The sequence below is a fragment of the Vibrio ruber DSM 16370 genome (assembly GCF_900163965.1).
Classification (GTDB): Bacteria; Pseudomonadota; Gammaproteobacteria; order Enterobacterales; family Vibrionaceae; genus Vibrio; species Vibrio ruber.
The window spans coordinates 78,626-100,018 of the sequence record NZ_FULE01000005.1; the positions used below are offsets into that span (position 1 = coordinate 78,626).

Genomic DNA, 21,393 nt, shown 5'->3' on the forward strand with positions numbered 1-21,393 from the left:
CTTATACGCCTAATGCAATAGATGTGTACCAGCTCATGATGGGGGCGCCCCAGATGAGACCGATCCATCCGGCAATTGCCAGAGAAGGGCCGAATGGGAAGGCCTGATTTCCCTGTTTTCTTATCAAAACCTGTTTTCTTATCAAAAGCAGTGTGACCCCTAAAATGATGCCAATCACGGAGGACAATAAAATTACCATTGGTAAGGTTTGCCAGCCGAGCCATGCTCCGATGGCAGCAAGATATTTAAAGTCACCGTATCCCATGCCTTCTTTTTTCGTCAGCAGTTTAAAAATCCAGTAAATCGACCAGAGTGATAAATAGCCGGCAATCGCCCCGATAACTGCATCGGATAGGGGCAGCGGACTGATATGTGTCAGTGATAGTAATAGACCCAGCCAGATCAATGGGATGGTTAAATTGTCGGGGAGTAACATCTGGTTGAGATCGATACATGCTGCGGCAATACTGATGTAAGTAAATATCAGCAAGGCCAGCGTGTAATAGGTCATGCCACCATGAATTGCGATGATGCAGCTTGCCAGTGCTGTCACAAGCTCTACCAGCGGATATTGTATCGATATCCGCTCGCCACAGTCTGCACATTTGCCACCGAGCAGTAACCAGCTAAACAGCGGGATATTATGCCAAATCCGGATTCGGTGATGGCAGTGCGGGCAAAATGAAGCCGGGAGACTGAGTGAAATCTGCTCCTTTCTGGTTGGTGCAGGAATATCGTACTCAGGAAAAGCCTCAGCAAATTCTTGCTTCCAGTTTGTGACCATCATTTGTGGTAAACGATAAATAACCACATTAAGAAAACTGCCGATGATGAGACCGAAGAGGCTCGCAAAAACAGGAAATAACCAAGGATAAATCAAAAATGCATCCATTCAACTGTGCTCAATATTATTCGATAACCCCGTTCGACGAGGTGGTTTCAATTCAGATCAACGACTTAGCGCGCATCCGAGCGTTCAACTGCGGGCATTATACTATCCCATCACCTGCATTAAGTTAAAGACAGGTAAATACATTGCGATGACTAATCCCCCGATCAGGCCGCCAAGCAACAAGATTAATAAAGGTTCTATCATTTCTCCGAGTTGTTCAATGCATTGATCGATGTCTTGTTCGTATTGTCGGGCGACTTTGGTCAGCACCTGACCTAATGTGCCGGACTCTTCTCCGATGAATACCATTTGGGTGACAAACTCAGGAAAGTGGTGGCTGTTCTGCATCGCAATATACAAGCTGTTTCCGGCTGAAACCTGTGCTAAAACGGTTTCCAGCGCGGTTCGATAGCGCAGCGACCCTGCAATATTTTGTGCGCTTTTCAGGCTATCCAATAAAGGAATGCCGCAATCATAGCAGGTTGCCAGAGTGCGACAACAACGAATCATGATTGCTTTGATTCTCAAAGGGCCAATAAGCGGTAATTGCAGTTGGAGTGATTCTGTCACTATCCGAAGCATCGTGATGCGCTGCCAGAAGATTTTCAACAGGCATATCACTGCGATTATGAATACGATCGTCCATTTCCCCCACAAGCGCAGTCCGTCCGATATCGTCAGCACCTGACGAGTTAACCAAGGTAATTCTGCGTGCATATGGGTAAACATTTGCGCGAATTCAGGAATAACTTTCGTTAACATCAGTACAGTGAGCAGCACTGCGCTCAGCAAAACAATGGATGGATACGTTGCCGCTTTGAGCATTTTTGCCCGCAGTTGGGCATGTTTCTCCCGGTAATCGGCAATTTGGAACAGTGTTTCAGCAAGTTTTCCCGTCATTTCTCCGGCATGGAGCATATCCCCATATAAACCATGAAAAGCCGGAGAGCTTTGTTGTAGTGCATCAGTTACCGAGGCACCATTCATCAACGCATCATGTGCTTGTAATACAATAAGTTTTCCGCCAAAACGAGAAAATTGCGTAGTCATTAAAAGGAGCGCCTGAACGATGGGCAGCCCTGCATTCAGCATGATGGCCAGTTGTCGCACAAGATTTGTAATATCCTTCTCGCGAGCGCGATTGAGCCATCGAGTGAGCGGGTTGGGGGGCGCCGGGCGAATAACGTGAATTGCCGTCAGATTTTGTTGTAACTGGCGGAGCGCATCTTCCCGAGAAAACGCCCAGAGATGACCGGTTTTACGGCGTTGATTGAGAAGAATACCTTGCCAGTAATAGCGATGTAGTTCAGGTGTCGCGAGCGGCATGGCGGTCTCCTTTGTCTGTTGCGTGTTGAGATGATGTCGGCTGACCTTGTTGTGGCAGCGATGAGTGTGGCAGCGATGAGTGTGGCAGAGATGATTGTCGCAGAGACGGTGGTGACTGAGATGGTTGTGACTGAGACGGTGTTGCTGAAAAGGTTTTCGTCCGTTCGACCGGCGGCGTTCCCAGCACTCGGACGAGCTCTTCATAAGCCGTCTCGCCCTGGCGGACTTTTTTTAGTCCTTCATACCAGAGGCCTGCTGCGGAGTCGTTTTCGGGGAACAGTCTGTGTTGTTCCGGAGGGGGGAGCTCTTGGTCTGAGAAGGCGGGAAACTGGCCAGGATGATACATGTCATAAATGCTGAAGCGACCTTGGTAGCCGGCAATACACGCGTGACAGCCTTGAGAGGCGGGCTGATAAACCTGTCCGTGATTTAATATTGGCCAGCGTTGGTACAATTCAGGTGGTAGCTGTACAGCGACCTTACAGCGTGGACAAAGTTTACGAAGTAGTCGCTGGGCAACGACTAAACGAATGGTCGGCAGAATATGATAGGTTTCCAGCCCCATGTTGAAGAGTCTGGTCAAGGCTTCATGTGCCGAGTTGGTGTGCAGCGTTGATAACACCAGATGCCCCGTCTGCGCAGCCCGGAAGGCAATCTGCGCCGTTTCCGGATCGCGGATTTCACCAATCATCAGGATGTCTGGATCCTGTCGCAGCATCGCTCTGAGTATATGGCTGAATGTCAGACCGATTTTTTCGTTGACTTGAATCTGATTGACACCGGAAAGCGCAATTTCTATCGGATCTTCCACGGTTGAAATATTACGTGACTCATCGTTGAGCCAAGTGAGGGCGGAATAGAGTGTCACTGTTTTACCACTGCCTGTCGGGCCGGTAATCAGGATTATTCCCTGTGGATGCTGAATAGCCTGTAGAAACCTCTCGTACTGAGCGGCTGAAAATCCCAGTTGATCAGGATGTAGTTCCATTTGATGACTATTGAGCAGTCGAATCACAATCTTCTCCCCCCACTGGGTCGGTAATGTTGAGATTCGGAGATCAATATCGATGGTTAATAAGGCGCCGAGTTTGATCCGTCCGTCTTGCGGTAAACGACGTTCTGCAATGTTTAAATCGGCTAACACTTTCAACCGGGATGCAAGTCTGCGGCTGACTTTATTTGAGGGCGTATGTGTTGTCAGCAGCAATCCGTTAATTCTCATGCGAATACGATAAGTATTCTCATAAGGTTCAAAATGAATGTCTGATGCATGTTTTTGATGGGCTTCCTGAATCAGTTGCAGAATAAATTCTGTGACAGGCGCATCGTTGGGCTGGATATCCGTTGTCTGGTAGTTATCAGAATCTTCCTGAATGACGTATTCATCCAAACGGTTCTGAGCAGGAATACTCTGACTGACGTGGTCGCTGGATTCGTAGTGTGCAATCGCTTCTTGTAATTGTTCAGCATCCGCAACAACCACATCAATATTGAGCCCGGTAGCAAACTGAAAATCTTCCCGGAGATGCGGAATGGTTGGATCTCCGACCGCCAGTGTCAGCCATTCATGCTGGATTGATATGGGCAGAGCTAAGTAAAGCTGCATCAGATCAGGGACATCGAATTGCTGACAGGTTTCTACATAAGCGTAAGCGTAGATGTCTATCTGGCGCATCTTGAGATGTCGGGTAATGAAATCCGCGATCTGTTTTGCTGTCATCAGTTGAGAATCGAGCAGGGCTTTCAGGGGGGCGGTGGCATGATGGCCGCACTGTTCGGTCATCATGGTGAATTGTGCCTGAGTCAGGTGGTGTTCTGAGTGGAGCAGCCGAAGTAATATACTCATCGTTGAGCCTCTGATCGTTTGTCTGTTTTGGCGGGGGCTGGGACTACATCACAGTGCCTTGCTGGCATCCTTTGATTTGTTGTGTGGCATCCTGAATGCATTGCCATCCGGTGGTGATGTTTTTTCGCCACTGCACTTTTTTCCCGGGAACAGATGTTGTGGTATTAAATTCAAACGACAACACTCCTTGTTCTGCAACCTCTGTGTCCGGGAGCAGCGATAGGGTTCCCAGCGTGCTCATCGTGGCACTTGCGCCAATATCACTCAGACCTGTTGCGGACGGGAATCTGCCATTTTCCTGAATGAATAAATCGATATTGGTGGTCAGCGCACTGGTGGTACTGACACCGGCGGTGACTTCAGATTTCTGGATGTAGTTCCGGTAAGCCGGGAGGGCAATAGAAGATAAAATGCCGATAATAGTGACGACAATCATCAATTCAACGAGGGTAAATCCAAGTTGTCGGCTGGTCGTTGAGGTCATAGACAATCTCCGTTGTTAGATAAACGGAGATCATCATAATTTGGTGCCGAGGGATTGAAATGGACGCGATTTCTGCGTGCGGGAGAGCTCCTGAAAGCTCATTTCTGACAGACATATGAATCTCAGAAGATTTCGACAGAGTATGCATTTTGGGGCACGAATATCCCACCCGAGTGGGCTTTCTTAGTCTCTGGACCACTCATATTCACAGGCATCGAAGTGTTTTTTGGTGCAGAAGTAGTGTTTGTTTTTCTGAATGAACTGATCTTTTTTCAGAAATGCCAATGCCCAGTGACTGGGCTGAAAGGTGACTGACTGCCGATCGAAAGTCATAGTTAAGGGGTGAGGTGTCGCCATAACCAGCCGAAAAGAAAGCTCACGACCATTCTCATCGCAGATAAGCGGCTGTTGTGTTGAGCCCTTATCGCTGTTGACGATGACGTGATAAGCCTGATCCGGTGAACACGAATGACGGAAGATGGTGAACAGATCAAAACGGTTGTCCAGCGTAAGCGATGTAAATATAACCGCTTGCTGAAAAGGATAAACGCGGCGAAACAGTAACTGATGGGTATCAGTGGTTCGTGTGACTTGTACACCACCGATATCGTACCATTCCCAGTCCATTTCTTTATTCTGGTAGGTCAGCAGATAATGGGACGCCAGCCAAAGGCTGAGCGTGAGCACCAGCAGAAACAGCAGGAAAACTTTTGTGCCCGTAGCGCGTAACAGGGATTGAACATTGATCATATCGGTTGTGATTTTATCCGGTATCTTATTTCGCAAGGAACTTTCACAAGGAACGTACAGTTTCGCAAGAAACATACAAACTAAATAGACACGCGCCGTGTGTCAGCGTTCAGAATTTTTTTACCCTTTGCTGAACTTTTGATGAGCCGGGAAAGGCCAGCAAAGGGCGCTGCATCAATCCGGAATGTCCTTTATTTTGAAACGCATGAGCTTCGAAATGACCTATCCCTGAAAACGCATCGACAGATCGAGCGCCTGAATATGTTTGGTCAGTGCACCGACAGAAATGTAGTCAACGCCGGTCAGGGCATATTCACGAATCGTTTCCAGCGTCACGTTGCCTGAGGTTTCCAGCGCGGCTCTGCCGGCATTGATGCGAACCGCTTCTCGCATCATCTCGCAGTCGAAATTATCCAACATAATGATATCGGCACCAGCTTCGATTGCTTGTTGCAGCTCTTCGAGCGATTCAGTTTCAACTTCAACCGGTTTGCCGGGGTTGAGTTGTTGTGCGGTTTGGATGGCGGCTGCGATCCCCCCGCAGGCAATAATATGATTCTCTTTGATCAGATAGGCATCAAATACACCGATGCGATGATTCAATCCTCCCCCGCAGGTGACGGCATATTTGAGTGCATGACGCAGACCGGGAACAGTTTTACGCGTATCAAGCAGGCGACACTCAGTGCCTTGCAGCATGGCTGCATACTGCGCAGTTTGGGATGCACAACCGGATAATGTCTGAATAAAGTTCATGGCATTGCGTTCACCGGTCAGCAAAATCCGGGATGGGCCGCGCAGAGTACACAATGTTTGGTCGGGGGCAATGGAATCACCATCTTGCACATGCCATTCAATCGTGACGCTGCCACCGAGTTGCCGAAATACTTCATCTGCCCATGCCTGACCACAAAATATACCTGCTTCTCTGGTGATGATTGTGGCTGTATTATGTTGCTCAGCCGGAATCAGGCTGGCTGTGATATCGGCACTTGGATCAACGGTTCCGCCCAGATCTTCATAAAGGGTTTCTCTGACGACCCGGGTAATATCGAGAGGCAGTTGCTGTTTGAGATAGCTCAGGCGTTCCTGACTGTTATGGCTGTTTTTCATCGACGATCTTTCGCTGTTGGTTAGACATTTTCAGTGATACAGATGCGGCATAATACGATGACCGGATGTGAAATTCAGCCATTGTGTTCGAATTTTCCGGTGATTGGCGTAAAATTCGGGACAACGTTGTGAGAGGATAACAGTGATGATCGATCCGAATGGATGGTACGACAAGTCTCAGCGGGTGATTTCGCCGTTTTATGATCAACGGGAAAGCCCTGATGATATCTCTTTACTGGTCATTCATAATATCAGTCTGCCACCGGGACAATTTGGCGGGCCTTATATCGAACAGCTTTTTCAGGGGAACCTACAAGCGGCACAGCATCCTTTTTTTCAAGTCATTGCTGATTTTCGGGTCTCGGCGCATTGTCTGATTCGACGTGACGGTCAGGTGATTCAGTTTGTTTCTTTTCTGGATCGGGCCTGGCACGCCGGGGTGTCTTCGTTTGCCGGACGGCCGCGATGTAATGATTATTCGATTGGGATTGAGCTGGAAGGCACAGAATTTACCGCCTATACCGATGCGCAGTACCAGTCTCTGGCGATACTGACGCAAGCAATTTTAGCGCGCTACCCGCAGATTTCCCATGAACGCATCACCGGCCACCAGTACATTGCACCGCTGCGCAAAACGGATCCGGGGTTAACCTTTGACTGGCAGCGCTATCGACACATGGTGAAACAATAAGTTGAATCATGCATTGAAGCGGGAGATACATATCATTCGCTAAAGCGCATCATGATATTCAACGAGAATTTGCTCACACCAGCTGGCGATTCGTTCATCACTCAGTTCGTATTGAGAGTCTTCATCTAATGCGAGTCCGACAAAGTAGCGGCCGTCTTCTGTCAGTGCTTTGGAGGCATCAAACTGGTAGCCTTCATTCGGCCAGTAGCCGATAAAATGGACGCCACAATCTTGCAGTTCATCGTGCAGCAGCCCCATGGCATCGAGATACCATTCACCATAGCCTTCCTGATCACCTAAGCCGTAGAGTGCGACATATTTTCCGGCCAGATTTGGCTGTTGAATCTGATCCCAAATGGCTTGCCAGTCTTCTTGAATTTCACCGAAATCCCAAGTCGAGATCCCGAGAATCAACAGATCGTAATCTTGCATTCGCGCAAGTGGTACTTCTTTGACGTTGTATACATCGACGATATCTTCACCGATCATCGCGCGAATTTTTTCGGCTGTCATTTCGGTATAACAGGTGGTGGAACCGTAGAAAAGACCAATCTTCATAACAATTATTCCAGCAAATCAATGTGTGCCAACGTGCTCAAGGTCGTCGGATTCTAACGCTATCCCCCGATGAGCTCAAGATGAGTGATCCGCGATAAAATTGATCGGTTTTTGGTGATGTTTCTTCTGTCGGCAGAGGATTCTATGGTATTAAGGGCAGGTGAAATAAAAGTGAGGTCGATAGTGGCGGAGATTTTTGCAGCGGATCAACGCTGGGTTGAGCAGTTTCTGGATGCGATGTGGATGGAACGTGGGTTATCAGAAAACACGTTGGCGTCTTATCGCCATGATTTGGAAAAACTGTTGCGTTGGATGCAGCGTCACGACTATCGGCTTGCATCTGTTCTGGCGCCTGAATTGCAGGCGTTTCAGGCTTGGCTGGTGGATGAGAATTATAAACAGACATCCCGGGCCAGAATGCTTTCTGCGATTCGTCGTCTGTTTCAATATCTGAATCGTGAAAAAATCAGAACGGATGATCCGAGTGCTTTACTGGTGACCCCCAAGTTACCGAAACGGTTACCGAAGGATTTGAGTGAAGCTCAGGTTGAAGCCTTACTGGATGCCCCAAATCCTGAAGATCCCGTCGAGTTACGTGATAAAGCGATGCTTGAGTTGTTGTACGCGACCGGATTACGGGTGACAGAACTGGTCACGCTGACGATGGAGAATATCAGTCTGAGGCAGGGGGTGGTCAGAGTATTCGGTAAAGGTGGTAAAGAAAGACTGGTACCGATGGGCGAAAATGCCATTGAGTGGATTCAGACATTTTTGCAACAAGGCAGAGGGATTTTGTTGGGTGAGCATTCATCTGATGTGTTGTTTCCCAGTCGCAGAGCGCGTCAGATGACGCGTCAAACGTTTTGGTATCGGATTAAATATTACGCAGTTCAGGCTGGTATCGATACAGACATGTTATCGCCTCATGTGCTACGCCATGCATTTGCAACTCATTTACTGAACTATGGTGCAGATCTCAGAGTCGTACAGATGTTGTTGGGGCATAGTGACTTATCGACAACGCAAATTTATACTCATGTGGCGACTGAAAGATTAAAACAGCTCCACAACGAACATCATCCAAGGGCTTAAGTAAGGTGACAATGATGCGCGCAATCCGCGAATTAGTTTTATTAGGTTTAGTATTTTTCTCTCTGGCAGCGTCTGCCGCTGATTCATTTGATAAACAGGCATTAATGCAGCGATTCCAGTCGTTGGGATTGAGCGTCAAAGATGTTGTCCCTGCGGATATTGATGGTTTAGTTGAAGTTCAGACCACCAGCGGGGTGCTGTTTGCTTCTCCCAAAGGGGATTATTTCATTGCCGGCACTCTGTATAAAATGAAAGGCAACGGTCAGTATGAAGATGTGATTGCGAAGCGTCAGGCACCGATCAATGCCAAGCGAATTGAACAGCTGAAAGATCAGATGATCGTCTATAAAGCTGACCATGAAAAATATGTGGTCACGGTATTTACCGATATTACTTGTGGATATTGCATTCGTCTGCATAGTCAGTTGAAAGCGTATAACGATTTAGGCATTACGATCCGTTATCTGGCGTTCCCGCGTCAGGGGCCAACCGGACAGGTGGCCGAGCAGATGGCTGCAATCTGGTGTGATGCTGATCCGGCCAAAGCGCTCAATAATGCCAAAATTAATCGCGATATTCCTAAGCCTGAAGGCGATATATCGCAATGCAAGAAAGAAGTCGCTAACCATTATCAGCTGGGTCGGGAGCTGGGGATTAGCGGGACGCCGGCAATTTTCCTACCAAACGGAGAAATGATCGGCGGTTATTTACCACCAGAGAAATTACTGGAGCGCTTAAAAGCGATTTAATCGACAGACGCTGTCTTACAACCGACCTGTTGGCCCGATCTTGATCGGGCCATTTATTTTCCCCGGTCACTGACTGATGGTGGTCGAAATCACAATGGCCTGAACAGAAGCTTTGTCCGCATGGTATGATGTCTCGGGGATTCATTGGAACCGAGTATCCGAATCATCTTGCAGTGAACAATAATTGAAGTAAAACATGATTGAAGTAAAAAGAAGACCTGTCGCTGATATTTCCTTACTTCCGGACAGCATTCCTCCGATTTTGAGACGTTTGTATATCGGTCGTGGTGTCCGGCATATCAATCAACTGGAAAAAAGCGCTAAATCCTTACACAGTTATCAGTTGCTTGACGGCATTGAACGTGCGGTGGCTATCTTGTTTGATGCAATACAGCATCAACAGCGAATCGTCGTTGTCGGTGATTTTGATGCTGATGGCGCAACCAGTTCTGCATTGTCTGTTTTGGCATTGCGGATGATGGGCAGTCAGCGGGTTGATTATTTGGTGCCGAATCGATTTGATGACGGTTACGGTTTGAGTCCTGAAGTGGTCGATCAGGCATTGGCGATGAATGCCGAAGTGATCATGACGGTGGATAATGGCGTTTCTTCGATTGAAGGGGTTCGTTATGCCAAACAGCAGGGACTGACTGTGATCGTCACTGATCACCACCTGCCGGGTAATGTGTTACCTGAAGCGGATGCGATGGTGAATCCGAATTTACCCAGTTGCCAGTTTCCTTCGAAATCACTGGCGGGGGTTGGCGTTGCTTTTTATATCATGATGGCACTTTGTGTTGCCATGCGTCGCCACAATTGGTTCGAGCATCAAGCCATTCCGGAACCCAAATTAATGGAACTGCTGGACTTGGTTGCGTTGGGCACCGTTGCGGATGTGGTGCCGCTGGATGAGAATAATCGCGTGTTGGTTCATCAGGGATTGCAACGTATCCGTGCCGGACATGTGCGCCCCGGCATTCAGGCATTGATCGAAGTGGCAAAACGGGATGCACGCCAATTGGTTGCTGCCGATTTCGGCTTTGCTTTAGGGCCGAGAATCAATGCCGCAGGCCGATTGGACGATATGTCTTTCGGTGTTGAACTGTTGTTATGTGACAACATCCATGCGGCGCGCAGAATGGCCAGTGAACTGGATGCGCTCAACCAGACTCGCAAAGAGATCGAATCAGGCATGAAGCAAGAAGCGATGGCATTCTGTGAGCGGCTGAAACTCGGTGCCGGAAGTGAGCTGCCTGTCGGGATCTCTCTGTTTCAACCGGACTGGCATCAAGGGGTGATTGGGATTCTGGCCTCCCGGATTAAAGACGCCTATCACCGCCCCGTCATTGCTTTTGCCGATGCAGGAAACGGTTTGCTCAAAGGGTCTTGTCGTTCAATTCCCGGCTTGCATATGCGCGATACGCTGGATTTGATTGACACCCATCATCCCGGTTTGATTCTGAAATTCGGCGGCCATGCGATGGCTGCGGGACTGTCGATCAGAGCCGGTGATTTTGAACACTTCTCCCGCCAGTTTGATCAGATCGTGCGCGATAATCTTGATGAAGCGGCACTTAAAGGTGTGCTTTTGTCTGACGGAGAACTGCTGCCGGAAGAGTTTTCGATGTATACCGCGGAAATTATCAGAGCCGGAGGGCCTTGGGGGCAGGCATTCCCTGAGCCACTGTTTGATGGTGAATTTAAAGTGCTGGATCAGAAGCTGGTCGCAGAGAAGCATTTGAAATTAATGCTTGAGCCGATTTATCAGGGACATACCACCCATAAAATGATCGATGCGATTGCGTTTAATGTTGATGTGCGTCGCTGGCCGGATCGATCAGTAAAAACTGTTCATATTGTTTATAAGCTGGATATTAACGAGTTTCGCGGCAATCAGTCGCTGCAACTGATAGTCGATCATATTGAAGCGCGTTAACGGATTTATTTTGCTGTGAGATGATTTCGGTTGCGGAATCATCTTCATCCCACCTTGATTTTTTCCGATTCCTTCGCTGTGGATAGCGGCTGCTTGCCCTGGCAAATTGGTCAGATCTGCTAAAATTATTACCTTATGTCACTATGTTTATTAGCAATTATGAATGAATATTGTTGCTAGTATGTTTAATTGTGATGGGTTCTATGATTTGGGTCAATTTTTATCTGGACAGGCAACTTTTGAATATGTTAATTTCTGCACCAGTTGGGAATTGGTATTACCAATTGACTAGATGCCAAAATATAACATAGCAGAATGATCAGTATGGCCTATCAAAGGATTCGTCAGCCGAAACTTGCCGATGTCATAGAGCAAGAGTTAGAACGGTTGATTGTGGAAGGAATATTAGCGCCCGGGCAGCAACTTCCGCCAGAGCGAGAACTCGCCCGACAGTTTGATGTATCCCGTCCATCTGTCCGAGAAGCTATTCAGCGGCTTGAGGCAAAGCGTTTGTTGACTCGCCGTCAGGGGGGAGGAACATTCGTCACTGCAAACATCGGAACAAGTTTTTCGGATCCTTTACTCGATTTACTGTCTAGCCATTCTGAAACTCAATTAGATTTACTTGAAGCCCGCCATGCTTTGGAGGGGATCTCTGCTTATTTTGCAGCCCTGCGTGGTACGGAAGAAGATTTTGTGCGAATTCAGGCCTGTCTGGAAAAGATTAGCGAAAAACAAGCAGCAAAAAATATCGCAGAAGAATCATCCAGCGTCGTCGAATTTTTAATCGCACTGACTGAAGCTGCACATAATGTGGTCTTGCTACATATCGTTCGTAGTCTGGCGCCGCTGCTTGAGCAGAACGTATTACAGAATTTCAAATTATTACACCGCCGCCCTGAAGTGGTGGAGAAAGTGAGTAAACATAGGGCAAGTATCGTAGATGCTATCGTTTCCGGAGAGCCTGAAAAAGCTCGTGAAATGTCGCATTCTCATCTCGCCTATATTGAAGAAACACTGCTGGACCTAACGCGTGAACAGACTCGACGAGAACGTTCGTTACGCCGGATTCAGCAGGGTAATAAGCCGGACTGATTAATTGAAATCGAATGTCCTTTATTACTGATTTGTTTTGATCAAACCAACAAAAGGAAAGATCGCATGTCTGACATGAAGCATGACGTAGATGCACTGGAAACTCAGGAGTGGTTAGAAGCACTTGAGTCAGTTGTCCGTGAAGAAGGCGTTGAACGTGCTCAGTATCTCCTGGAAGAAGTTCTGGAGAAAGCACGTCTCGATGGCGTTGATATGCCAACAGGCGTTACAACAAACTATATCAATACCATTCCTGCCGATCAGGAGCCTGCCTATCCGGGCGACACGACACTTGAGCGTCGTATCCGGTCAATTATTCGCTGGAACGCAATCATGATCGTTCTTCGTGCTTCGAAGAAAGATTTAGAGTTGGGTGGCCACATGGCTTCGTTCCAATCTTCAGCTGCATTTTATGAAACATGCTTTAACCATTTCTTCCGTGCGCCAAACGAGAAAGACGGCGGCGATCTGGTTTACTATCAAGGTCATATCTCTCCGGGAATCTACTCCCGTGCTTTTGTTGAAGGCCGTCTGACTGAAGAGCAACTCGACAACTTCCGTCAAGAAGTTGATGGTAAAGGGATTCCATCTTATCCACACCCTAAATTGATGCCTGAATTCTGGCAATTCCCGACGGTATCAATGGGGCTTGGACCTATCTCTGCTATTTATCAGGCGCGTTTCCTGAAATATCTTGACGGCCGTGGCTTGAAAGATACCTCAGAACAGCGTGTTTATGCCTTCCTTGGGGATGGTGAAATGGACGAGCCGGAATCTCGTGGAGCGATCTCTTTTGCCGCACGTGAAAAACTGGATAACCTTTGCTTCCTGATCAACTGTAACCTGCAACGTCTGGACGGACCGGTCATGGGTAACGGTAAAATCATTCAGGAACTGGAAGGTCTGTTCCGTGGCGCAGGCTGGAACGTGGTTAAAGTCCTGTGGGGCAACAACTGGGATTCGCTGTTGGCAAAAGACACGTCTGGCAAACTGTTACAGTTAATGAATGAAACCATTGACGGTGACTATCAGACATTCAAGTCAAAAGATGGTGCCTACGTCCGTGAGCATTTCTTCGGCAAATATCCTGAAACAGCAGCGCTGGTTGCGGATATGACCGATGATGAAATCTTTGCTCTGAAACGCGGTGGTCACGATACATCGAAGCTGTTTGCTGCATTCAAAAATGCTCAGGACACCAAAGGCCGTCCAACCGTGATTCTTGCCAAGACCGTCAAAGGTTATGGTATGGGTGATGCGGCAGAAGGTAAAAACATTGCGCACCAAGTGAAGAAGATGGATATGACCCATGTTCTGAAAATGCGTGACCGTTTAGGCCTGCAAGATCTGATTTCAGATGAAGACGTAAAATCGCTGCCTTATCTGAAACTTGAAGAAGGTTCAAAAGAACATGAATACCTGCACGCTCGTCGTAAAGCGTTGCATGGCTATACACCACAACGTCTGCCGAAATTTACGCAAGAATTGGTGACGCCTGAACTGGATGAATTCAAGCCGCTGCTGGAAGAACAGAAGCGTGATATTTCTTCAACCATGGCATTTGTGCGTACGCTGAATATTCTGCTGAAAGATAAAAATATCGGTAAGCATATTGTGCCGATCATTGCCGATGAAGCACGTACTTTCGGTATGGAAGGTCTGTTCCGTCAAATTGGTATCTATAACCCGCATGGTCAGACCTATATACCGGAAGACCGCGGCGTTGTTTCTTACTATAAAGAAGATACTTCCGGTCAGGTTCTGCAAGAAGGGATCAATGAGCTGGGCGCGATGTCTTCCTGGGTTGCCGCTGCAACGTCATACAGCACTAACGACCTGCCGATGATTCCGTTCTACATCTATTACTCGATGTTCGGTTTCCAACGTGTCGGTGATATGGCATGGATGGCGGGTGACCAACAAGCTCGCGGTTTCTTGCTCGGTGGAACTGCCGGACGGACAACGCTCAATGGTGAAGGTCTGCAACACGAAGATGGCCACAGCCATATTCAGGCTGGCACGATTCCAAACTGTGTGTCTTATGACCCGACATTTGCCTATGAAGTTGCGGTCATCATTCAGGATGGTATTCGTCGCATGTATGGTGAACAAGAGAATGTTTACTACTACCTCACGCTGATGAATGAAAACTATGCAATGCCTGCGATGCCAGATGGTGCTGAAGAAGGGATTCGCAAAGGGATCTATAAACTGGAAACACATGCTGGTAACAAAGGTAAAGTGCAGTTGATGGGCTCTGGTACGATCATGAATGAAGTGCGTCAAGCTGCAGTGATCCTGAGCGAAGAATATAACATTGCTTCTGATGTTTTCTCCGTGACTTCATTTAATGAACTGACTCGTGATGGTCAGGCATGTGAGCGTGACAACATGCTGCATCCTGAAGCGGAAGAGAAAGTGCCTTATATCGCGACTGTGATGGGTTCTGAGCCTGCAATCGCAGCTACAGATTATATGAAAAACTATGCCGAACAGGTGCGTGCTTATATACCTGCTGCATCTTATAAAGTTCTGGGAACCGATGGTTTCGGTCGTTCTGACAGCCGTGAAAACTTACGTCGTCACTTTGAAGTGAATGCGGGATATGTTGTGGTTGCTGCACTGAATGAACTGGCTAAACGAGGTGATATCGAGAAATCTGTTGTGACCGCAGCGATTAAGAAATTCGATATCGATACAGAAAAAACAAACCCGCTATACGCTTAATTGAGGTAGAAAAGCAATGACAATCGAAATTAATGTACCTGATATCGGTGCGGATGAGGTTGAAGTCACTGAGATTCTGGTAAGCGTTGGTGACAAAGTTGAAGAAGAGCAATCCCTGATCACCGTTGAAGGTGACAAGGCTTCTATGGAAGTCCCTGCATCACAGGGTGGGGTTGTCAGAGAGATCAAAATTGCGGTTGGCGATAAAGTGTCGACTAACTCTCTGATCATGATCTTTGAAGATGAGGGTGCAGCTGATGCTGCACCTGCCGCTGAAGCGAAGTCTGAAGATGCTGCGCCAGCGGCATCTTCAGCAAGCACTGAAGTCAAAGAAGTGCATGTCCCTGATATCGGTGGCGACGAAGTTGAAGTCACTGAGATCATGGTTGCTGTCGGTGATCAAGTTGAAGAAGAGCAATCTCTGCTGACCGTTGAAGGTGATAAAGCTTCTATGGAAGTCCCTGCACCGTTTGCCGGTACAGTCAAAGAGATCAAAGTTGCGACGGGTGACAAAGTGTCGACCAATTCTTTAATTATGGTCTTTGAAGTGGCGGGTTCAGGTTCTGCACCGGCTGCGGCTTCTGAGCAGCAAGCGCCGGCGGCCGCTTCAACAGCATCAGCATCTGAAGACGTACATGTTCCGGATATCGGTGGTGATGAAGTTGAAGTGACTGAAATCATGGTTGCTGTGGGTGATTCGATCACTGAAGAGCAGTCGCTGATTACCGTTGAAGGGGATAAAGCTTCAATGGAAGTGCCTGCACCATTTGCCGGTACGGTCAAAGAAATCAAAATCAAAGTCGGTGACAAAGTATCAACAGACTCTTTGATCATGGTCTTTGAAGTGGCCGGTGCTGCTCCTGCTGAAGCGCCTGCAAAATCAGAGTCTGCACCAGCACCAAAAGCAAATGCTGAAAAACCGGCCGCTGCGAGTGCTGCACCGGCAACGGGTGATTTCCAGGAAAATAACGAATATGCCCACGCATCTCCGGTTGTTCGCCGTCTGGCGCGCGAATTCGGTGTTAATCTGGCAAAAGTCAAAGGGACGGGGCGTAAGAGCCGCATCCTGAAAGAAGATGTGCAGAACTTTGTCAAAGAAGCATTGAAACGACTAGAGTCTGGTGCTGCTTCTGGCAAAGGTGACGGTAGTGCGTTGGGTCTGTTGCCATGGCCAAAAGTGGACTTCAGCAAATTTGGTGAAACTGAAGTTAAGCCGTTATCTCGCATTAAGAAGATCTCCGGTGCCAACCTGGCGCGTAACTGGGTGATGATTCCTCATGTGACCCAGTGGGATAATGCGGATATCACTGAGCTGGAAGCGTTCCGTAAAGAACAGAATGCGATTGAAGCGAAGAAAGATACCGGTATGAAGATCACGCCACTGGTTTTCATTATGAAAGCTGCGGCCAAAGCACTGGAAGCTTTCCCGTCATTTAATGCCTCACTGTCTGAAGATGGTGAAAGCCTGATTGTGAAGAAATACGTCAATATCGGGATCGCAGTTGATACACCAAATGGCCTGGTTGTCCCTGTGTTCAAAGATGTGAACAAGAAAGGGATTTACCAGCTTTCAGAAGAACTGATGGCGGTTTCCAAGAAAGCCCGTGCAGGTAAATTGACAGCATCAGATATGCAAGGTGGTTGTTTTACAATTTCTAGCCTTGGTGGTATCGGTGGTACGGCATTTACACCAATCGTGAATGCACCAGAAGTCGCGATTCTGGGTGTGTCTAAGTCAGAAATGAAACCGGTCTGGAATGGCAAGGACTTTGCGCCTCGTCTGCAACTACCGTTGTCTCTTTCCTATGATCACCGCGTGATCGATGGGGCAGAGGGCGCTCGTTTCATTAGCTATCTGAACGGCTGCCTGAGCGACATTCGTCGTCTGGTACTGTAATCTCGAGAAATGAAAAGGCGGCTGAATAGCCGCCTTAATCGATAGAATCAAAGGGCAATTAAAACCGGAATGTTATTCTTGAGTTTTAATTGTTGACTGGCTCACAGGCTTTGGGGTTTATCTTTTCATATCATTAACATCTCTGTAAACTGAGTTGGTTTTAGGATTCACTCCTCACATGTTTAGACGTATGTTTTTGAAGCCCCGTTAGCCTGTAAGGGATAATGACTACAAGAGGTCAAAATGAGCAAAGAAATCAAAACCCAGGTGGTTGTTCTGGGTGCAGGTCCTGCTGGTTACTCCGCTGCTTTCCGTTGTGCCGACTTAGGTCTGGAAACTGTAATTATTGAGCGTTACAACACCCTTGGTGGTGTATGTTTGAATGTCGGTTGTATTCCATCTAAAGCACTGTTACACGTTGCGAAAGTAATTGAAGAAGCGAAAGCATTATCAGAACACGGCATCGTATTTGGCGAACCGTCAACAGACATCGACAAGATTCGTCTGTGGAAAGAAAAAGTAATCAATCAGTTGACCGGCGGTCTGAGCGGAATGGCGAAGATGCGTAAGGTTAACGTTGTTAACGGTTTTGGTAAATTTACCGGCCCGAACAGCATCGAAGTTGAAGGTGAAGATGGCAAAACAGTCATTAACTTCGACAATGCAATTATTGCGGCGGGTTCTCGTCCGATTGAATTGCCATTTATTCCGCATGAAGATCCACGTATCTGGGATTCAACCGATGCGCTGGAATTGAAAGAAGTGCCGAAGAAAATGCTGATCATGGGTGGCGGTATTATCGGTCTTGAAATGGGTACGGTTTATCACGCACTCGGTTCACAGATTGATGTGGTTGAAATGTTTGATCAGGTGATTCCTGCGGCAGATAAAGATGTCGTGAAAGTTTTCACCAAACGCATCAAAGACAAATTTACCCTGATGCTGGAAACCAAAGTCACGGCTGTTGAAGCGAAAGACGATGGTATCTATGTTTCGATGGAAGGCAAAAATGCCCCGGCAGAAGCTGAGCGCTATGATGCAGTATTGGTTGCAATCGGCCGGACACCAAACGGTAAAATGCTTGATGCTGAGAAAGCGGGTGTGGAAGTTGATGAGCGTGGCTTTATCAATGTTGATAAGCAGATGCGTACGAATATTCCTCATCTGTTTGCGATCGGTGATATTGTCGGTCAGCCAATGCTGGCACACAAAGGTGTTCATGAAGGACACGTTGCTGCTGAAGTAATTGCCGGTAAGAAACATTACTTTGATCCGAAAGTGATCCCATCGATTGCATATACTGAGCCTGAAGTTGCATGGGTTGGTAAGACAGAGAAAGAAGCGAAAGCTGAAGGCATCAACTATGAAGTTGCGACTTTCCCTTGGGCTGCTTCCGGTCGTGCAATTGCATCTGACTGCTCTGACGGTATGACGAAGATGATCTTCGATAAAGATACACACCGTGTAATTGGTGGTGCGATTGTTGGTACCAATGGTGGTGAGTTGCTCGGTGAAATTGGTCTGGCGATTGAAATGGGCTGTGATGCTGAAGATTTGGCTCTCACCATTCATGCGCACCCAACGTTGCATGAGTCTGTCGGCCTGGCTGCTGAAGTCTTTGAAGGAACCATTACCGATCTGCCTAATGCGAAAGCGAAAAAGAAATAATGGCCTGATGCCCTTCAATAAAAAACCGCTGTCATTGACAGCGGTTTTTTTATCTCTGAAATCCTGTTGAATCTCTCACCGGAACGAACACATTTTCCAGTCGAACACAAAGAGAATGGATTTCCGAATAATCAGTTAAGCCCGACGGTTGTTATAAATGCATAACATGTCCAGATAGCTGTTCACCAGATCATCAATCTCTTTTTGATCTTGTAAACGGTTTACTTGAACAAACAGAGAGTAGAAGATCCCGAGGAACAGGGTGACTAAGTGCTCAGAATCATAATGATCGCTGACATCACCGCGTTCGATTGCGTTGACAAACATGTTTTTCACCAGCAGGCGGTTTGTATGGTTGGTCGATACGAATAGCGGCCAGACTTCATCGCGAGTTGATGCACTCCACTCAAACCACACTTTCAGCCAATGACAATCTTCAAATACCAATTTTGTCATTTTATGTGTGAGATGATAGAGGTTATCTTTGATATAACTGTCTACATCAATATTGTCTGCGAGGAAGTTTGAGAATTGGTGAACGACATGAGTGAGCACATCATCAACTAAATCCTCACGCGTTGGGAAATAGTTAAATACTGTTGCAACAGAAACCTGAGCAATCTCAGCGATATCTGCATGTCCACCACGTCCGATACCTCGCTTGGCGAAAACTTCAAGCGCAATTTCCATGAGCTGAAGTTTACGTTTCTGAGGTGATAATCGTGTACGAGGGCGTTTTTCTATTGAAGCGTCCATAGTTTTTTTTCCTTGCCAATTACGTTGAATGAATATGTGTTCTAATGATTATTTTATTATTTTGTGTTCGATATATGAGTGTAATGGTGCATATGTGTCAGGCCAATTCTTTATATGAAGTTTTTGTGCAGTGCCTCAAGTATCATTTGTGATGGAATTTAATCATATTAGTGATAATTATCGTGAAATTATGTCTTTATTTTATAGATGAATTTTATTCATCCAGAAATAGCGTTAATGAGTGTCATTATTTGCTGTTTCGCTGGAGAGAGGCGAGTATTGAGAAGAATAACAAAAGAGGATGAGTGCTCTGTCAGCTCTGTTTAACTCTCGGGTTAGAGGTGATACTATACGCCCCCTTCATTGATAGGCTTATCATCCAAAAATGCCGGATTCAATGAGATGCCCATTTAAAAAGCCCAACCAAAGCAATGAGATTCTTATGAAGCATACCGTTGAAGTCATGATTTCTGAGCAGGATGTCCAGAAACGTGTACAAGCCCTAGGGAAGGAAATTACCGAATATTATCAGCATAGCGAGGAATTGGTTCTTGTCGGGTTACTCCGCGGATCATTCGTATTTATGGCTGATTTAGCCCGCGCGATTCAACTGACGCATCAAGTCGATTTTATGACGGCTTCCAGTTATGGCAACGAAATGCAAAGCTCACGAGATGTCCGTATCCTGAAAGATCTCGATGATGATATTAAAGGCAAAGATGTATTGCTGGTCGAAGATATTATCGATACGGGGAATACCTTAAATAAAGTGAAAGAGATTCTGTCGTTGCGCGAGCCGCGTTCGATCCGTATCTGTACATTGCTGGATAAGCCTTCACGCAGAGAAGTCCCTGTGGATGTAGCGTGGATTGGTTTTGAAATACCGGATGAGTTTGTCGTCGGTGTCGGTATTGACTATGCGCAGAAATATCGCCATTTGCCTTATATTGGGCGAGTCACGCTCCAGGAGTCATAAGAGCGGCATAAAGCGCTGTATAGATGTGAAAATAAGAGCCCGGAAGGGCTTTTATTTTTTAGACACTCAATACGGCGCTCAGCGACAAAGTAGCTTGTAGTCCGGATTGAGAATTTTTTCCATCGCTTGATGGTAGGTATCTTCAACGGTTTGCGGTGAATTGCAGCGAACCCCGAGATATTCTAATTTTCCGTCTTCGATGCCGTAAACCACGCCATGAAGTTCGATCTGCTGTCCGCGTTCCCAAGCACCTTGAAGAATGGTGGAGTTGCCCAGATTATACACCTGCTCTGCGACATTGATTTCTGCCAGCTTATCGGCGCGGTCTTGATCAGACATTTTGTCAAGGTAAGTCCGGTGTTTACAGTAGACATCGTGAATATGCAGCAACCAGTTGTTAATGAGCCCGAGTTTCGGAGTGTCAATTGCAGCATTGACGCCACCACAGTGATAGTGTCCGCAAATAATTACATGTTTCACTTTGAGCACATCAACAGCATACTGGACGACAGAGAGACAATTCAGATCGGTATGAATGACCAGATTAGCGACGTTGCGGTGAACAAATAATTCTCCGGCATAAAGCCCGGTCAGACGCTCTGCCGGCACGCGGCTATCGGAACAACCAATCCACAGGAAATCTGGATTCTGGCCTTCTGCCAGTTTACTGAAATATTCAGGATTCTCTGCTTTAATCGATTGGGTCCATTTCGCATTATTTTCGAATAGTGTTTTGATCTGGGGCATCTTACTTTCCTTACCTGCAATGGGAGGCATTTCCCACAGCCTAAAGATAATCCGATTGTTTGGTCGGCTTAACTGAGAATCAATATACAC

The 21,393-nt window shown here is 47.0% G+C and carries 18 protein-coding genes; 9 read left to right on the forward strand and 9 right to left on the reverse strand.

Features of this window, described 5'->3' with window-relative positions; translation table 11 throughout:
- Position 1: 1 nt before the first annotated feature.
- The 6 genes from VR7878_RS01080 to nadC form a co-directional block, all read right to left on the reverse strand.
- Positions 2–892 carry a prepilin peptidase gene (locus VR7878_RS01080; protein ID WP_077332605.1) on the reverse strand — a complete coding sequence of 297 codons (891 nt, stop codon included), beginning with the start codon at positions 890–892 and terminating at the stop codon, positions 2–4.
- Between the two features lie 102 nt (positions 893–994).
- On the reverse strand, positions 995–2,218 hold the full coding sequence (locus VR7878_RS01085) for a type II secretion system F family protein (RefSeq protein WP_159440413.1): 1,224 nt from the start codon (positions 2,216–2,218) through the stop codon (positions 995–997).
- Positions 2,199–4,064, reverse strand: coding sequence for a GspE/PulE family protein (locus VR7878_RS01090; RefSeq protein ID WP_077332609.1), 1,866 nt, complete (start codon positions 4,062–4,064; stop codon positions 2,199–2,201). Before VR7878_RS01090 ends, VR7878_RS01085 begins: the two co-directional genes overlap by 20 nt.
- Positions 4,065–4,107: 43 nt before the next feature.
- Positions 4,108–4,548, reverse strand: coding sequence for a pilin (locus tag VR7878_RS01095; protein WP_077332611.1), 441 nt, complete (start codon positions 4,546–4,548; stop codon positions 4,108–4,110).
- Between the two features lie 183 nt (positions 4,549–4,731).
- Positions 4,732–5,334 (reverse strand): hypothetical protein, encoded by a 603-nt coding sequence (locus VR7878_RS01100; RefSeq protein WP_139343966.1) that lies wholly within the window; start codon positions 5,332–5,334, stop codon positions 4,732–4,734.
- 186 nt (positions 5,335–5,520) lie between these two features.
- On the reverse strand, positions 5,521–6,411 hold the full coding sequence (gene nadC / locus VR7878_RS01105; protein ID WP_077332615.1) for a carboxylating nicotinate-nucleotide diphosphorylase: 891 nt from the start codon (positions 6,409–6,411) through the stop codon (positions 5,521–5,523).
- A 145-nt stretch (positions 6,412–6,556) separates the two neighbouring features.
- Here nadC and ampD point away from each other — a divergent pair, with 145 nt between their 5' ends.
- Positions 6,557–7,102 carry a 1,6-anhydro-N-acetylmuramyl-L-alanine amidase AmpD gene (gene ampD / locus VR7878_RS01110; RefSeq protein ID WP_077332617.1) on the forward strand — a complete coding sequence of 182 codons (546 nt, stop codon included), beginning with the start codon at positions 6,557–6,559 and terminating at the stop codon, positions 7,100–7,102.
- 39 nt (positions 7,103–7,141) lie between these two features.
- Here the strand turns inward: ampD and fldB are convergent, their stop codons facing one another.
- A complete protein-coding gene (fldB, locus tag VR7878_RS01115) occupies positions 7,142–7,660 on the reverse strand; it encodes a flavodoxin FldB (protein ID WP_077332619.1) in 519 nt (172 codons plus the stop codon).
- Positions 7,661–7,843: 183 nt separating this feature from the next.
- Between fldB and xerD the strand changes: the two genes are divergently transcribed.
- The 7 genes from xerD (at position 7,844) to lpdA (ending at position 18,824) form a co-directional block, all read left to right on the forward strand.
- On the forward strand, positions 7,844–8,752 hold the full coding sequence (xerD, locus tag VR7878_RS01120; protein WP_261855941.1) for a site-specific tyrosine recombinase XerD: 909 nt from the start codon (positions 7,844–7,846) through the stop codon (positions 8,750–8,752).
- Between the two features lie 14 nt (positions 8,753–8,766).
- On the forward strand, positions 8,767–9,501 hold the full coding sequence (gene dsbC / locus VR7878_RS01125; protein ID WP_077332621.1) for a bifunctional protein-disulfide isomerase/oxidoreductase DsbC: 735 nt from the start codon (positions 8,767–8,769) through the stop codon (positions 9,499–9,501).
- A 196-nt stretch (positions 9,502–9,697) separates the two neighbouring features.
- Positions 9,698–11,437 carry a single-stranded-DNA-specific exonuclease RecJ gene (gene recJ / locus VR7878_RS01130; RefSeq protein ID WP_077332623.1) on the forward strand — a complete coding sequence of 580 codons (1,740 nt, stop codon included), beginning with the start codon at positions 9,698–9,700 and terminating at the stop codon, positions 11,435–11,437.
- Positions 11,438–11,761: 324 nt separating this feature from the next.
- A complete protein-coding gene (pdhR, locus tag VR7878_RS01135; RefSeq protein ID WP_059119915.1) occupies positions 11,762–12,532 on the forward strand; it encodes a pyruvate dehydrogenase complex transcriptional repressor PdhR in 771 nt (256 codons plus the stop codon).
- A gap of 66 nt (positions 12,533–12,598) precedes the next feature.
- Entirely contained in the window at positions 12,599–15,259 is a 2,661-nt protein-coding gene (aceE, locus tag VR7878_RS01140) for a pyruvate dehydrogenase (acetyl-transferring), homodimeric type (protein WP_077332625.1), read from the forward strand.
- Positions 15,260–15,275: 16 nt separating this feature from the next.
- Positions 15,276–17,156, forward strand: coding sequence for a pyruvate dehydrogenase complex dihydrolipoyllysine-residue acetyltransferase (gene aceF / locus VR7878_RS01145; protein WP_077332627.1), 1,881 nt, complete (start codon positions 15,276–15,278; stop codon positions 17,154–17,156).
- 243 nt (positions 17,157–17,399) lie between these two features.
- Positions 17,400–18,824 carry a dihydrolipoyl dehydrogenase gene (gene lpdA / locus VR7878_RS01150; RefSeq protein WP_077332629.1) on the forward strand — a complete coding sequence of 475 codons (1,425 nt, stop codon included), beginning with the start codon at positions 17,400–17,402 and terminating at the stop codon, positions 18,822–18,824.
- Between the two features lie 135 nt (positions 18,825–18,959).
- On the opposite strand, the gene VR7878_RS01155 is transcribed toward lpdA, so the two are convergent.
- A complete protein-coding gene (locus VR7878_RS01155) occupies positions 18,960–19,580 on the reverse strand; it encodes a LuxR/HapR/OpaR family quorum-sensing transcriptional regulator (protein ID WP_059119918.1) in 621 nt (206 codons plus the stop codon).
- A 442-nt stretch (positions 19,581–20,022) separates the two neighbouring features.
- Between VR7878_RS01155 and hpt the strand changes: the two genes are divergently transcribed.
- Positions 20,023–20,556, forward strand: a complete 534-nt coding sequence (gene hpt / locus VR7878_RS01160) for a hypoxanthine phosphoribosyltransferase (protein ID WP_059119919.1) — start codon at positions 20,023–20,025, stop codon at positions 20,554–20,556.
- Positions 20,557–20,634: 78 nt separating this feature from the next.
- Here the strand turns inward: hpt and can are convergent, their stop codons facing one another.
- Entirely contained in the window at positions 20,635–21,303 is a 669-nt protein-coding gene (gene can / locus VR7878_RS01165) for a carbonate dehydratase (protein ID WP_077332631.1), read from the reverse strand.
- Positions 21,304–21,393 lie beyond the last annotated feature (90 nt).

Bases quoted from the DNA above. Each gene is read 5' to 3' on its own strand.
- VR7878_RS01095 (WP_077332611.1), bottom strand. From the start codon at position 4,548: ATGACCTCAACGACCAGCCGACAACTTGGATTTACCCTCGTTGAATTG.
- dsbC (WP_077332621.1), top strand. From the start codon at position 8,767: ATGCGCGCAATCCGCGAATTAGTTTTATTAGGTTTAGTATTTTTCTCT.
- fldB (WP_077332619.1), bottom strand. From the start codon at position 7,660: ATGAAGATTGGTCTTTTCTACGGTTCCACCACCTGTTATACCGAAATG.
- ampD (WP_077332617.1), top strand. From the start codon at position 6,557: ATGATCGATCCGAATGGATGGTACGACAAGTCTCAGCGGGTGATTTCG.
- VR7878_RS01085 (WP_159440413.1), bottom strand. From the start codon at position 2,218: ATGCCGCTCGCGACACCTGAACTACATCGCTATTACTGGCAAGGTATT.
- recJ (WP_077332623.1), top strand. From the start codon at position 9,698: ATGATTGAAGTAAAAAGAAGACCTGTCGCTGATATTTCCTTACTTCCG.
- pdhR (WP_059119915.1), top strand. From the start codon at position 11,762: ATGGCCTATCAAAGGATTCGTCAGCCGAAACTTGCCGATGTCATAGAG.
- aceE (WP_077332625.1), top strand. From the start codon at position 12,599: ATGTCTGACATGAAGCATGACGTAGATGCACTGGAAACTCAGGAGTGG.
- can (WP_077332631.1), bottom strand. From the start codon at position 21,303: ATGCCCCAGATCAAAACACTATTCGAAAATAATGCGAAATGGACCCAA.
- VR7878_RS01080 (WP_077332605.1), bottom strand. From the start codon at position 892: ATGGATGCATTTTTGATTTATCCTTGGTTATTTCCTGTTTTTGCGAGC.
- nadC (WP_077332615.1), bottom strand. From the start codon at position 6,411: ATGAAAAACAGCCATAACAGTCAGGAACGCCTGAGCTATCTCAAACAG.
- VR7878_RS01155 (WP_059119918.1), bottom strand. From the start codon at position 19,580: ATGGACGCTTCAATAGAAAAACGCCCTCGTACACGATTATCACCTCAG.
- hpt (WP_059119919.1), top strand. From the start codon at position 20,023: ATGAAGCATACCGTTGAAGTCATGATTTCTGAGCAGGATGTCCAGAAA.
- aceF (WP_077332627.1), top strand. From the start codon at position 15,276: ATGACAATCGAAATTAATGTACCTGATATCGGTGCGGATGAGGTTGAA.
- VR7878_RS01090 (WP_077332609.1), bottom strand. From the start codon at position 4,064: ATGAGTATATTACTTCGGCTGCTCCACTCAGAACACCACCTGACTCAG.
- lpdA (WP_077332629.1), top strand. From the start codon at position 17,400: ATGAGCAAAGAAATCAAAACCCAGGTGGTTGTTCTGGGTGCAGGTCCT.